The organism is Micromonospora sp. NPDC003944, from assembly GCF_053605225.1.
Genome location: NZ_JBSGIV010000003.1, coordinates 174,734 through 187,173, shown reverse-complemented (window position 1 = coordinate 187,173; position 12,440 = coordinate 174,734). Strand labels below are relative to the sequence as shown.

The window sequence follows — 12,440 nt, the reverse complement described above, 5'->3', positions numbered from 1 at the left end:
GCGTGCGGTCCGGCGCGGCGTGCGGTCCGGCGCGGCGTGCGGTCCGGCGCGGCGTGCGGTCCGGCGTGATCGACCCGGTCAGGTGGCGTCGTCGTAGCTGACGCGGGGGGCTGGCGCGGTGGGGCTGCTGGTGGCCGTGCCGGACCGGGCCTCGTTCGACCGAAGGTCGGCGGCGCTTGCCACGTCCTTGAGGTCGTTGTGCACGCCGCTGACGTCCGCGCGCAGGTTGTCGTAGACGCCCTGCAGCGGCTTGCGGATCGCCGCCTCGTCCTCCTCGCTGAGGAGGTGCTTACGGATGAACGCCTTCGGGTGCAGGTCTTCCAGTTGGATGTCGGTGCCGAGCTCACGGCTCAGGTCGCCGGTGGCGTTGCGGGCCATGTTGCGCAGGTTGCGCACCAACCGCAGGCCGTCAGTGATCACGGCGGGGAGCCGGTCGCCGAAGATCAACAGCGCCAGGAGCAGCAGCGCACCGATCTCCCACCAGTTCAGGTTGTCGAGCATCCCGCGGGCCTCCTCTCGGCGTCAGCAGCAAGACTACGCACGCCGGACGGCTTCCCGGCAAGGGGTGCGCCGCTGTTCACTTCGCGTCCGCGGCGAGTGTTACCGAGGTGTTCTGCCGGGTGGTGCCCCGCCGATACTCGACTGTCACGACCGAGCCCGGCGCGTACTTGCGGACCAACGCGGTGAGGTCCGTCGGCTCGGTCATCGGTCGCCCATTGATCTTGAGAATCACGTCACCGACCTTCAACCCGGCTCCGTCAGCGGGGCCGGACGGCGCCACCTCGGCCAGCCGTAGACCACCCCCGACGACCCCGGTCGGGCCGTCGACCCGGGCGCCGATCACCGTACGCCGGGCCTTGCCGGTGCCGATGATGTCCTGGGTCACCCGCTTGGCCTGGTTGATCGGGATGGCGAAGGCGAGCCCGATGTTGCCTGCCTCCTGACCCTCGGCGACAAGCGACTTGATCGTGGAGTTCACCCCGACCACCCGGCCGGCGCCGTCGACGAGCGGGCCGCCCGAGTTGCCGTGGTTGACTGCGGCGTCGGTCTGGATGGCCGCGTAGTAGCGCACCGGGCCGCCCGGCTCACCGGCTTGCATCGTCCGGTCCAGGGCACTCACGATGCCGGCGGTGACAGTGTTGGCAAGCGACAACGGCGAGCCGATGGCGAGCACCGGGTCGCCGACCGCCAGCGCGTCGGAGTCCCCGAACTCCACCGGCCGCAGCCCGGGACGACTGACCTTGATCACCGCGATGTCCGACTCGGCGTCCTGACCGACGATTGTCGCCGGGGCGGTGCTGCCGTCGTTGAAGACCACCGAGGCCTTGCCGGTGCCGCCAGCCACCACGTGGTCGTTGGTGATCACATGGCCGTCGGCGGTGGCGATGAACCCGGAGCCCTCACTGGTGCCGCCGAGGCTGCTGACCCGGACGGTGACCACACTGGGCAGGACACGATCGGCGACCCCGGCCAGCGACTCCGGTTTGCGTTGCGCCAACGCCGGCACCTCCGCCGGCGCAGCACCGAGGACCGCCGCCCCGGCGCCGCCGCGGACCGCGAACGCGTAGCCCAGCGCACCGCCGAGGGTGCCGGCCAGGAGAGCGGTGAGCACGGGAATGAGCAACAGCTGCCGCAGTGTCGGCCGGCCCGGCGCGTCGGGGTCGGTGACCGGCTCGGGTTCGGCACCGGGGGCCACCGCCCCGGGCATCACCACAGCGGTAGGTGCCGCCGGGTCGCGCCACGGGTCGGCGAGCGCGTCCGACCACCAGGGCGACGCGTCGGCCGTTGGGTGCCCGCCCGAGGCCGGTGCCGGCCAACTCGCCGCCGGCCCGCCAGCAGCCGCAGAGCCAGCAGGAGACGCCGGCCAGCCCGAAGCCGGCGAACCGGCAGGAGACGCCGGCCAGCCCGGTGCCGGCCCGCCTCCTGGCGGGGCGGGGTGCGTGGGGTCAGCCCCCGGCGTGCTCGGCGGTCCCACCGACGGGGCTCCTGCCCCGGGCGGTCGCGCCGGAGCCGGAGTCTCACCGCCCCGGCGCCAGTCCCAGCCGTCGGTCACGTCGGTGCCTCCCAGTCCGTCCCTGGATCCCGCGCCGCGTCGCCCGGCCACGGGCCGGTCCGGTCGCGGCTGACGGGATACCGCCTCCAGGATTGCACGGAAGTACGCGGTGCAGTCAGCGGTTGCCCCGGTGATCGGTTCCGACGGAGGCGCGGCTGCGCCCCACGACGGTCGCCTCTACGCTCACAGTGCCAACCCGCCCCCGCACCACGCACCGCCCCCGGAGGTGCCCCATCGCCACGGTCGCCGGTTCCGGCAGTTCGACGCAGGCTCTGCAGTTCGCCGAGTCGTACGTCACCGAGGATCTCGTTCTGCGTACCGCCCGCAGCCTGGCCCGGGAGGTGGGCCTCGACGCGGTCACTCCCGGCGCGGGGGCGGCGTTGCGGCTGCTCGCCGCCGCCGGCAATGCCCGTGCGGTGGTCGAGATCGGCACCGGCACCGGGGTGAGTGGCGTCTGGTTGCTGCGCGGCATGCGCGCCGACGGCGTGCTCACCACCATCGACGTGGAGGTGGAGCACCAGCGGATCGCCCGGCGGATCTTCACCGAGGCGGGCTTCGCGGCCGGTCGCACCCGGATCATCACCGGTCGGGCGCTCGACGTGCTGCCCCGGCTCGCCGACGGTGCGTACGACCTGGTCTTCGTGGATGCGGAGGCGACCGGCTTCCACGCCTGTGTCGAGGCGGCGTTGCGGCTGTTGCGCCCGGGCGGCGTGCTGGCGCTCAACGGCGTGCTGGCCAGCGACCGGATCGGCGACCCGGCTGCCCGGGACGCGGAGACGGTGACGGTTCGCGAGACGATCAAGGCGGTCCGGGAGTCGGAGCACTGGACCCCCGCGCTGCTTCCGGTCGGGCACGGGCTGCTCGCCGCGGTGAAGTGCTGATCCGGGCGCAGGACGGGTCAGAGCCCCGGGCGAGCCGGGGCGCTGACCCACTGCCTAGGTGAGGTCGGCGAGCCAGCGCAGCAACGACCTGACACCCCAGCCGGTGGCGCCGCGACTGACCTCGGCCTGGTCGCCGTCGGCCCAGGACGGGGCTGACATGTCCAGGTGCAGCCAGCGGTCCCGGAGTTCGCCGGTGAACTCGCGCAGGTAGAGCGCGGCGAGCACCGACCCGGCGCCCTGGGTCGGTGCGCTGTAGAGGTCGGCGATCTCACTGCCGAGGTACTCGACGTAGTCGGTGTGCAGCGGCATCCGCCACGCCGACTCACCGGCCGCCTCGGCCGCGGCCAGCACGCTTGCGGCAAGTTCGTCGTTCTCGCTGTAGAGGGCGGCGGTGCGCTTGCCCAGCGCCACCGAGTTCGCGCCGGTGAGCGTGGCCAGGTCGATGAGCAGGTCCGGCTTGAGCTGCTGGACCGCGTACGCGAGCGCGTCGGCGAGGACCAGTCGCCCCTCGGCGTCGGAGTTGGTCGTCTCGCTCGTCGTGCCGCCGTAGTGCCGGATGACGTCGCCGGGGCGGAAGGCCGCGCCGCTGACCATGTTCTCGGCGAGCGGGGCCAGCGTGGTGATCCGGATCGGCAGCCGCAGCGCGGCGGCGCCAACCGTGGCGGCGACGACGGCGGCCGCGCCGGCCATGTCCTTGCGCATCAGCTTCATCGACGCCACCGGCTTGATCGAGATGCCGCCGGTGTCGAAGGTGATGCCCTTGCCGACAAGCACCACGTGGGTGCGGGCGTCGGCGGGGTGCCAGTCCAGTTCGACGAGTCGGGGGCCGCTGGCGGAGCCACCACCCACGGCGAGGATCCCGCCGAAGCCCTCGGCGGTCAGCTCGTCCGGGCCGCGGACCCGCAGCCGCAGGTCCGGAAGATCGGAGGCGGCGGAGGCCACCTGATCGGCGAACCACTGCGGCGTCTTCACCGAGGAGGGGGTGTTGGTCAGGTCCCGGGCGAGGTGGGTCATCGCCGCCGTGGTCCGGGCCGAAGTGAGGGTGTCCTCGTACGTGGTCGGGTCGGCGAGCAGCAGGTCGACGCCGGTGAGCGCCGGCCGGTCACCGGCCTCGGTGAGTCGGAACCGGTACGGGGCGAGCAGCAAGCCCTCGGCCAGCCCGCGAACTGCGGCCGGGGTCACCTCGGCCGGCAGCGCGAGGGTGATATGCGTCTCAGCTGCGGCGGAGCGGGCCAGGGCCGCGCCGGCCGTCCGCCAGGCCGCCTCGTCGCCGGCCCCGATGCCGAGCAGCAGCAACCGGCCGGGGGTACGCCCGGGGCGCAGCTGGGTGTGGATCTCGCCGGGCCGGCCGTTCAGTCGGGCCGCTGACACCAGCGCGTCGGCCTCGTCGGCTGTGCCGTCCGGGGCCACCACGGCGGTCGACACGGGCTGGGCCGAGATGTCACCGTCCGCCGTCGAATCGCCGGGGCGGACGGGCAGGACGAGGACGTCGAGCCGGTCGGGCTCGGCGATCAGACGGATGGCGAGCACGCGGAACCGTACCTCCAGGAAAGTGTCGCGGACCGGCAGCGAACCCGCCTGCCCGCAGCGTTGAAGACCCTGAGCCACCGGCGAATCCGGTGGCCCAGGGTCCGAAGAACGTTCCGGGCGGCGTGAGCCGCCCGGAGCACTCCTTACTCAGCCGGCCGCTGCCTTCAGTGCGTCACCGAGCGCGTTGGCCTCGTCGGGAGTCATCTCGACGACGAGCCGGCCACCGCCCTCCAGCGGGACCCGCATGACGATGCCCCGCCCCTCCTTGGTGACTTCCAGCGGACCGTCGCCCGTCCGCGGCTTCATCGCCGCCATGTTGTCTCCCCTCAGACCTACACCAGGGTCGGTGGGTTGCCCCACAGCCACTTCGTCACGACCACCCGCAACGGTCACGGGGGTGTCGACTGACGATTTTCCCTGATGAACACCGCCGGACCCAAACCGGAGCAGCATTGATGTAACAGCATCTAGCTTATCTTGAGAAGGCCTGTCACAATGTGCGGTCATGCAGGCACGGTCGGCACTCTTCGACCTGTACGGCGACCACCTCCGGCCGAGGGGTGGCCGGGCACCGGTTGCTGCCCTGGTCAAGCTACTGGCGCCGCTGGGAATCGCACCGCCAGCAGTTCGCACCGCCGTCTCCCGGATGGTGCGTCAGGGCTGGCTCGAACCCCTCCGGTTGGTCTCCGGGCCGGGATATTCGATCACACCGAAAGCCGCCCGGCGACTCGACGAGGCAGCGGCCCGGATCTACCGGACCGGCCGGGTCACCTGGGACGGCCGGTTCGATCTGCTGGTGTTGGAGGCCCCGGGCTCCCGGCGGGACCGCCAGCGGCTCGCCGCCAACCTGAGCTTCCTCGGTTACGGGACGCTCGACGAGCAGACCTGGGTCGCCACCCGCCCCGCTGAGGACGTCGACCTGCTCCTCGCCGAGACCGGCATCCGGTTCGAACGGTTCACCGCCGCACACTTCTCCGGCACCCCCGGCGCGATGGGCGTGGTCCGACGTGCGTGGAACCTGGCCGAGATCGGCCGCGCCTACGAGCGGTTCGTCGCCGACCAGCGCCCGCTGCTCGCCGCCGTCACCGTCCGCAGCAGCGACGAGGAGGCGTACGCGACGCGGTTCCGACTCGTGCACGCGTGGCGTACGTTCCTCTTCCAAGATCCGCAGCTGCCCCCGGCGCTGCTGCCCGAGCGGTGGCCCGGCACCGCCGCGGCCAGCTTCTTCGACCGGCACGCGGCTCGCCTGCGTCCGGCCGCCGACCGGTACGTCGAGCAGTGCCTCGACGCCGGCAACCGCATCGTCCGACAGAAGGGTCGTTAGACACGTGACCGAGCCGCTGCTTGTCGACCGGACCGATGCCGTCGTCACCCTCACGCTGAACCGGCCGAACGCCATGAACGCGTTCGACGTGGCGCTCAAGGAGGCGCTGCGGGACGCCCTGGCCGAGCTGGAGACCGACAGGTCCTGCCGCGCGGTCGTCCTGGCCGGGGCCGGCGGGTCGTTCAGCGCCGGGCAGGATCTGCGCGAGCACGTGGCCACCCTGGAGAACTCCGCGAGTGACCCGCTGGGCACCGTGCGAGCGCACTACAACCCGATCGCCGCCCGGCTCGCCAACCTGCCCAAGCCGGTGATCGCCGCGGTTCGCGGGATGGCCGCCGGGGCGGGCGCGTCGCTGGCCTTCCTGGCCGACATCCGCATCGGTGGTCCGACCACCAGTTTCCTGATGGCCTTCGCCAAGGTCGGTCTGGCCGCCGACACCGGCGCCTCCTGGACGCTTCCCCGACTTGTCGGCCACGCCAAGGCCGTGGAGCTGCTGATGCTTGCCGAGCCGGTCCGCGCCGAGGAGGCCTGCCGGTTGGGCCTGCTCAACAGGTTGACTGACGACGACGAGCAGGTGTTGCCGGTCGCCCAGGAGTTGGCCGCCCGCCTCGCCGCCGGCCCGACCGTCGCGTACGGGGCGATCAAGCGGCAGCTCTCCATCGCCGACGCCGGCACCCTCGCCGACGCCCTCTCCGCCGAGGCGCAGGCCCAGTCGATCTGCGGTGCCACCGCCGACCACCGGGCGGCCACCCTCGCCTTCGTCGGCAAGCAGAAACCGGTCTTCGAGGGACGCTGAACGCGATCCGGACGCCACCCTTACCGTCCTCGAACACCCGCCGCCTAGCGTCGGCCGGTATGAGCGATCGTGAAGCGGTGGCACACCTGCTGCGCCGGGCCACCTTCGGGCCGACCGCCGCCGAGGTGGACGCGGCCGAGCGGGCCGGGCCGGCGGCGACCCTGGACCGGCTGCTCACCCCGCCCGCGACGGACCGGGGTGCGGCGGCCACGCCGCTCCCGACGCTGCCGGCGGACCCGTACGCCGGGCTGAGCAAGGACTCCACCCGCGAGCAGCGACAGCAGGCCAACGCGGAGCGCCGCAAGCAACTCCAGCAGGTCACCGAGTGGTGGCTGGACCGGATGGTGGCCGCCGACGACGGGCTGACCGAGAAGTTGCTCTTCTTCTGGCACGGGCACTGGGCCACGAGCGCGCAGAAGGTCAAGTCGGCGCGGTTGATGCTGGGCCAACTGGAGACGCTGCGCCGACATGCTCGTGGGCCGCTGGGCCCGCTTGTCGCCGCGATGGTGCGCGACCCCGCCCTGATCGTCTGGCTGGACGGGCAGAAGAACACCCGCAAGGCACCGAACGAGAATCTGGCCCGCGAGCTGATGGAGCTCTTCACCCTCGGCATCGGCGCCTACGGCGAGGCCGACGTCAAGGCCGGCGCGCGGGCGCTCACCGGCTGGGTGGTGGACCGGCGTACCGGAGTGGCCCGCTTCGAGCCCAAGCGGCACGACCCCGGCGAGAAGACGATCCTCGGGCAGAGCGGCCGGTTCGACGCCGAGGCGTACGCCGGTCTGCTGGCCACCCAACCGGCGGCGGCGACCTTCGTGGCCGGGCGGATCTGGTTCCGCTACGCGGGCGGCGACACCCCCGCACCGGACGGTCTGGCCGGCGCGGACACCATCGCGACGGTGCGCGCGGTCCTCTCCGCACCTGCCTTCGCCCAGACCCGGGGCACCCTCGTCAAGCAACCGGTGGAGTGGCTGGTCGGCGCGCTGCGGCAGCTCGGCATCCGGCCGTCCGCGTTGCCCGAGCAGCAGCGCAAGCAACTGCTGACCGGCCTGAACGCGCTGGACCAGGTGCCGTTGCGTCCGCCGAGCGTGGGTGGTTGGCCGGCCGGGGCCGCCTGGCTGACCACCTCCTCGTTGCAGGCCCGACTGCGCACGGCCGGGGTGCTCGCCGCCGCCACGGCACCAGCGGTGCTGGCCCGGCTGACCGCCGCGCCCACCGCCGGGCGACCGGACGCGCTGGCCCGACTGCTCGTGGTCGACGGCTGGGGCGCGCGCACCCGCGCCGCCCTCACCCCGCTTGCCGGTGAGCCCCGCAAGCTGCTGATCGCCGGACTGGTCAGCCCCGAATACACCGTCAGCTGAGCGGAGGAGCCGACATGGACACCCTGACCCGACGCAGGTTCCTGCTGACCAGTGGAGTGGTCGGCGCGGGCGCGCTGGCCGCCGGGGCCGGCGCGTACAGCCTGCGGGACCTGCTGGACACCAGCGGGGACCGCGATCCGCAGTCCCGCACGCTGGTGCTGGTGACCCTCTACGGCGGCAACGACGGGCTCAACACGGTCATCCCGCACGGCGACCCGGCCTACCGGGCGGCTCGCCCGGAGCTGGCGTACCCGGACGGGGAGCTGCTGCGGTTGGACGACGACGTCGCCCTCAACCCGGCGCTTGCCGGCCTGCACGAGCGCTGGTCCGGTGGTGGGTTGGCGATCGTGCGCGGGGTCGGCTACCCGAAGCCGGACCGCAGCCACTTCCGGTCGATGGACATCTGGCACACCGCGCAACCGGACCGGCCCGGCAACACCGGCTGGCTCGGGCGGTGGTTGGACCGGGCCGGTGGCGACCCCCGGCTGGCGGTCTCCTTCGAGCCGGCGCTCCCGCCGCTGCTGGCCGGTGCGGAGAGCGCCGGCGCGGCCGTGCCGGTGACCGACCGCAAGGCCGCCAAGGGGCTGTCGGCGGAGACGCTCACCGCGTTCGCCGTCGCGGAGGCGGGCGAGTCGGCGGCCCGGAGTCGTGCCGCCGCCTGCTTCGCCGACATGCGCTCGGTGGACGAGATGATCCGCGAGGTCCGTGACTCCGCCGACCCGGACACGGCGGACCCGGACGGCGAGCAGGCCCCCGCGACGGCCACCGGAGGGGCAGGCACACCGCTTGACGCGCAGCTCGATCTGGTCGCGCAGTGCGTCGAGGCGGGAGTGTCCACCCGGGCCTTCTCGGTGTCGCTCGGCGGCTTCGACACACACGCCGACGAGAAGCAGTTGCAGGCCGTCCTGCTGGGCCAGTTGGACCGGGCGTTGACCAGGTTCGCCGACCGGATGAGTCGTACCGAGGCGGGCCGGAAGGTGGTGGTGGCGGTCTACTCCGAGTTCGGCCGTCGGGTCCGAGCCAACGCCTCGGACGGCACCGACCACGGCACCGCGTCCGACGTGCTGCTGCTCGGCGCGGGCGTCCGGGGTGGTTGGCACGGCGCACCGCCGAGCCTCACCGACCTCGACGACGGCGACCTGAAGTACACCACCGACTTCCGGGACGTCTACGCCACACTGCTGGAACGAGTGCTGGACACCGACCCGGGTCCGGTCCTCGCCGACTGGCGTGGACGGGTGGACAAGCTGTTCTAGTCGTCCTCTTCCGGGTCCTGATTGGCCTGCTCGCCAAGCACGAAAGCCTGCATGGCCAGCTCGTCACCGGCTGGCGAGACGAACGCGGGCAGCTCCCGCGGCCCCAACTCCTGCACGTAGGACCAGAACAGCCGAACCGCCTCGGCCGGCGTGCCGGCCTCGATCGGCAGGTCGAGGCTGACCAGCCAGGTGCGCCGGGCCGGGGGCGGGCCGAGCTGGTCGGCGAGCGCCCGGAAGGCCGCCGGGTCGACAGCGGTGACCGGCCCGTCGAGCGTCAGCAGGTCGGCCGGCACCGGCTCGTCGAAGGCCCGACGGGTGTACGCGACGACGAGCGTGGCCGGCTCGACGGGCGACTGCGGGTCGTCCGGGTCTTCGCGGTGGCGCTGCCCCGGCGCGCTGACCCGACCGAGGGCCACCAGCCGTGGCGGCCCGTCGACCAGGACGGCCACCTGGTCGCCCAGGCCGGGCCGGCTGACACCGACCAGCCCGGTCAGCTCCAGCGTGTCGTGGTGCACGAGCCGCTCGGCCTCGTAGCGCTCGGCGGGCAGCAGCACCGCCCAGGTGCCCTCCCCGTCGGTGTGGCCGGCCGCACCGGCCCGGTGCGCGGTCTCGGTCGTCATGCCTGACATCTCATCATGCCGCCGGGGCGACGGTGACGTGACAGCCGACGATGTGATCGTCGACCATGCCGGTGGCCTGCATCAGCGCGTAGGCGGTGGTCGGGCCGACGAACCGGAAGCCGCGCTTCTTGAGGGCCTTGGCCATCGCCGTCGACTCCGGGGTGATCGGCGCGAGCTCGGCGAACGAGGCGGGGCGGGCGGGCCGGCGCTCCGGCGCGAAGGACCAGAGCAGCACGGACAGGCCCTCCGGCAGCTCCAGCGCGGCCCGGGCGTTGGCGATGGCCGCCTCGATCTTGGCCCGGTTACGGACGATGCCGGCGTCGGCGAGCAGCCGGGTCACGTCGGCGTCGTCGTAGCTGGCGACGGTCGGCAGGTGGAACTCGTCGAAGGCCAGCCGGAACGCCGGACGCTTGCGCAGGATGGTCAGCCAGGATAACCCGGACTGGAACGCTTCGAGCGTCATCCGCTCGTAGAGCGCGTCGTCGCCGCGCAGCGGCCGCCCCCACTCCGTGTCGTGGTAGACGGCGTAGTCGGGGGTGCTCGACCCCCAGGCACAGCGCGCCAGCCCGTCGGCACCGATCACCAGGTCAGTCACCTCGTACACGCTAGGGCATCGCACCGACACCCCATTGCCACCTGCCGTCCGGCTGCCTATGGTGCTTGTTACCGACCGGTAGGTCGAGGTCACCCAGCGGTGCGCCCCGGCCGGTCACGGCGAGCGGAGGCCGCGCGGTGAAGGAGTTCCCGGACGTCATCGCCTGGTCGATCCCGGCCTTCGTGCTGCTCATCGTGCTGGAGCGGGTCTCCTACCTGCTGCACCGCGACGACGACGAGGTCGGCTACGGCGGCGCGGACACCGCGACCAGCCTGACCATGGGGTTGGGCAGCATCGTCGCCGACCTGCACCACTCGTCGCAGCGGTTCAACCTCTCGACCGCGCTGCGCCAACCGTGGACCGGCCTGACCAGTTGGGTGTTCTACCTCCCGCTGATCGTGGCCGGCGTACACCCGGCGGTTGTCGCGTTCTGCGGCTCGGTCAACCTGCTCTACCAGTTCTGGATCCACACCGAGCGGATCGACAGGATGCCGCGCTGGTACGAGGCGGTGTTCAACACCCCGTCACACCACCGGGTGCACCACGCGTCGCAGGGCAGCTACCTGGACCGCAACTTCGGCGGCATCCTGATCGTCTGGGACCGGCTCTTCGGCTCGTTCGCGCCGGAACAGGAGCGCTGCGTGTACGGCCTGACCAAGAACGTGGACAGCTACAACCCGGTCCGGGTGGCCTTCCACGAGTACGCCTCGATCGCCCGGGACCTGCGCGCGGCGGTGACCTGGCGGCACCGCGTCGGGCACCTCTTCCGCGCGCCGGGCTGGCAGCCGGCACCGGGCCGCACGGTCAGGGCAGCCGGCCCTGCTCGACCAGACGGGCAAACCTCTTCAGCGCCTGGGTGAGGCCGAGCTTGGAGCCGGGCCAGAGCACCGGCCACGCCAGTCGACCGGCTCGGCCGCCCGGCAGGTGGAACCACTCGTGCCAGACGACCTGGGTGCGGTCCCGACCCAGCTGGGTGCAGCGCAGCACCCCCGGGCCACGCAGCAACTGGCCGTGGTGCACGACGCCGATCTCGTACGGCTCGTCGACCCGGACCACCCGCATCTCGTCGCGCAGCGTCGCCCGGCCGAGCGCGGTCACCGCCTCGATCCGGCTGCCCTCGCGCCCATCACCCTCGACCACTCGGACGCGGGTGAACGGAATCCAGTCGGACTGACGTTCCCAGGCGAGCAGCGCGGCGAAGACCCGCTCCGCCGGGGCGTCCACGATCACCGTGGCGGTCACCTCACCAGCACCGGGTCGGGCCGCCTCCCGAAGATCGTCGGCACCCTCCGGTTGGGTCACGTGGACTCCGACCGGGCCACCGCGTCGCGCTGCTCGGTGCCGTCGGTGGTCTGCCCACGATCGGTCGACTCGTCGGCGGCGGGCACGGCGGCCGGCGCCACACCATCGGAGTCGGCCGGGGACGAGGTGGCGGCCGGCAACGGACCGGGGGCGGTCGAGCCGACCGGGGTCGCGCCCGCCTCACCGGCCAGCGACGCGTCCTTCTCCGGCTCCAGCTCTGCTGCCGTCTCCGGTTCTGCCGCCGTGCCCGGCTCGGTCGCCTCGCCGGCGGTCGTCGCCTTGGTGGCGGACTGCTCGCGGGCCCGGCGCAGCACGTCCGCGTCGTCGGTGCGCCCCTCACGCAACGCGATGACCTCCGACTCCAGTACGCCGATCAGCTCGGACTTGTAACCGATGTCGTAGGCGGCACGGCGCATCGCCTGATCGACCTGATCCATCCGGTACCCGCGCAACCCGGTGTCGAAACGGACCGCTCCCACGTCGGATTCGCGTAGCGGGCGGCTGCCCGGCAACGCCACGGCCTGCGAATCCGGTTCGGCTGGCACCAGGCCGGGATCACGGCCGCTGACCAGCACCGTCACGCCGAATATCACCGCCGCGACGGTCAACGCCACGACCAGGAGGAGCAGAAGCTGACCCATGTACTGATCGTGGCATGGCGGCCGGCCCGGAGCGACCCCGCCACCCGTCCCGATCGTGATCGGTGCCGACGCCCGCCCCGAATC

At 72.7% G+C, this 12,440-nt stretch carries 14 protein-coding genes; 6 read left to right on the top strand and 8 right to left on the bottom strand.

Annotated features, from left to right (window positions below; genetic code table 11):
• Positions 1–78: 78 nt before the first annotated feature.
• Entirely contained in the window at positions 79–501 is a 423-nt protein-coding gene (locus ACWER9_RS02950; protein ID WP_452300180.1) for a preprotein translocase subunit TatB, read from the bottom strand.
• Positions 502–577: 76 nt separating this feature from the next.
• Entirely contained in the window at positions 578–2,068 is a 1,491-nt protein-coding gene (locus ACWER9_RS02945) for a trypsin-like peptidase domain-containing protein (protein WP_452300187.1), read from the bottom strand.
• Between the two features lie 257 nt (positions 2,069–2,325).
• Between ACWER9_RS02945 and ACWER9_RS02940 the strand changes: the two genes are divergently transcribed.
• Positions 2,326–2,934, top strand: a complete 609-nt coding sequence (locus ACWER9_RS02940; RefSeq protein WP_452300186.1) for an O-methyltransferase — start codon at positions 2,326–2,328, stop codon at positions 2,932–2,934.
• 54 nt (positions 2,935–2,988) lie between these two features.
• Here ACWER9_RS02940 and ACWER9_RS02935 read toward each other — a convergent pair whose 3' ends face one another.
• Both ACWER9_RS02935 and ACWER9_RS02930 read right to left on the bottom strand, forming a co-directional pair.
• Positions 2,989–4,464, bottom strand: coding sequence for a leucyl aminopeptidase family protein (locus tag ACWER9_RS02935; protein WP_452300185.1), 1,476 nt, complete (start codon positions 4,462–4,464; stop codon positions 2,989–2,991).
• A 147-nt stretch (positions 4,465–4,611) separates the two neighbouring features.
• Positions 4,612–4,779, bottom strand: coding sequence for a DUF3117 domain-containing protein (locus ACWER9_RS02930; RefSeq protein WP_007455245.1), 168 nt, complete (start codon positions 4,777–4,779; stop codon positions 4,612–4,614).
• Positions 4,780–4,969: 190 nt separating this feature from the next.
• Between ACWER9_RS02930 and ACWER9_RS02925 the strand changes: the two genes are divergently transcribed.
• From ACWER9_RS02925 to ACWER9_RS02910, 4 genes are read left to right on the top strand one after another with little or no spacing between them, the layout of a single operon-like run.
• Positions 4,970–5,788: a PaaX family transcriptional regulator gene (locus tag ACWER9_RS02925; protein WP_452300179.1), complete on the top strand. Its 819-nt coding sequence runs from the start codon at positions 4,970–4,972 to the stop codon at positions 5,786–5,788.
• Between the two features lie 4 nt (positions 5,789–5,792).
• Positions 5,793–6,584 (top strand): enoyl-CoA hydratase-related protein, encoded by a 792-nt coding sequence (locus tag ACWER9_RS02920; protein WP_452300178.1) that lies wholly within the window; start codon positions 5,793–5,795, stop codon positions 6,582–6,584.
• Positions 6,585–6,643: 59 nt separating this feature from the next.
• A complete protein-coding gene (locus ACWER9_RS02915; protein WP_452300177.1) occupies positions 6,644–7,942 on the top strand; it encodes a DUF1800 domain-containing protein in 1,299 nt (432 codons plus the stop codon).
• A 14-nt stretch (positions 7,943–7,956) separates the two neighbouring features.
• A complete protein-coding gene (locus tag ACWER9_RS02910; protein ID WP_452300176.1) occupies positions 7,957–9,198 on the top strand; it encodes a DUF1501 domain-containing protein in 1,242 nt (413 codons plus the stop codon).
• On the opposite strand, the gene ACWER9_RS02905 is transcribed toward ACWER9_RS02910, so the two are convergent.
• Together ACWER9_RS02905 and ACWER9_RS02900 are read right to left on the bottom strand one after the other, a co-directional pair.
• Positions 9,195–9,818, bottom strand: a complete 624-nt coding sequence (locus tag ACWER9_RS02905) for a hypothetical protein (protein ID WP_452300175.1) — start codon at positions 9,816–9,818, stop codon at positions 9,195–9,197. The two genes, ACWER9_RS02910 and ACWER9_RS02905, sit on opposite strands and share 4 nt — an antisense overlap.
• Before the next feature lie 13 nt (positions 9,819–9,831).
• Positions 9,832–10,413, bottom strand: a complete 582-nt coding sequence (locus ACWER9_RS02900) for a DNA-3-methyladenine glycosylase I (protein WP_452300174.1) — start codon at positions 10,411–10,413, stop codon at positions 9,832–9,834.
• Positions 10,414–10,550: 137 nt separating this feature from the next.
• On the opposite strand from ACWER9_RS02900, the gene ACWER9_RS02895 reads away from it, so the two are divergent.
• Positions 10,551–11,273, top strand: coding sequence for a sterol desaturase family protein (locus ACWER9_RS02895; protein WP_452300173.1), 723 nt, complete (start codon positions 10,551–10,553; stop codon positions 11,271–11,273).
• Here ACWER9_RS02895 and ACWER9_RS02890 read toward each other — a convergent pair.
• Both ACWER9_RS02890 and ACWER9_RS02885 read right to left on the bottom strand, forming a co-directional pair.
• The gene (locus tag ACWER9_RS02890) at positions 11,218–11,715 is read right to left on the bottom strand and encodes an SRPBCC family protein (protein ID WP_452300172.1); all 498 of its coding nucleotides are present in this window, start codon (positions 11,713–11,715) and stop codon (positions 11,218–11,220) included. The genes ACWER9_RS02895 and ACWER9_RS02890 overlap by 56 nt on opposite strands.
• Positions 11,712–12,356: a DivIVA domain-containing protein gene (locus ACWER9_RS02885; RefSeq protein ID WP_452300171.1), complete on the bottom strand. Its 645-nt coding sequence runs from the start codon at positions 12,354–12,356 to the stop codon at positions 11,712–11,714. The genes ACWER9_RS02890 and ACWER9_RS02885 overlap by 4 nt, the downstream gene beginning before the upstream one ends.
• Between the last annotated feature and the right edge of the window lie 84 nt (positions 12,357–12,440).

Coding starts and splice junctions, on each gene's coding strand:
- ACWER9_RS02910 (WP_452300176.1), top strand. CDS start 7,957: ATGGACACCCTGACCCGACGCAGGTTCCTGCTGACCAGTGGAGTGGTC.
- ACWER9_RS02915 (WP_452300177.1), top strand. CDS start 6,644: ATGAGCGATCGTGAAGCGGTGGCACACCTGCTGCGCCGGGCCACCTTC.
- ACWER9_RS02950 (WP_452300180.1), bottom strand. CDS start 501: ATGCTCGACAACCTGAACTGGTGGGAGATCGGTGCGCTGCTGCTCCTG.
- ACWER9_RS02930 (WP_007455245.1), bottom strand. CDS start 4,779: ATGGCGGCGATGAAGCCGCGGACGGGCGACGGTCCGCTGGAAGTCACC.
- ACWER9_RS02885 (WP_452300171.1), bottom strand. CDS start 12,356: ATGGGTCAGCTTCTGCTCCTCCTGGTCGTGGCGTTGACCGTCGCGGCG.
- ACWER9_RS02905 (WP_452300175.1), bottom strand. CDS start 9,818: ATGACGACCGAGACCGCGCACCGGGCCGGTGCGGCCGGCCACACCGAC.
- ACWER9_RS02925 (WP_452300179.1), top strand. CDS start 4,970: ATGCAGGCACGGTCGGCACTCTTCGACCTGTACGGCGACCACCTCCGG.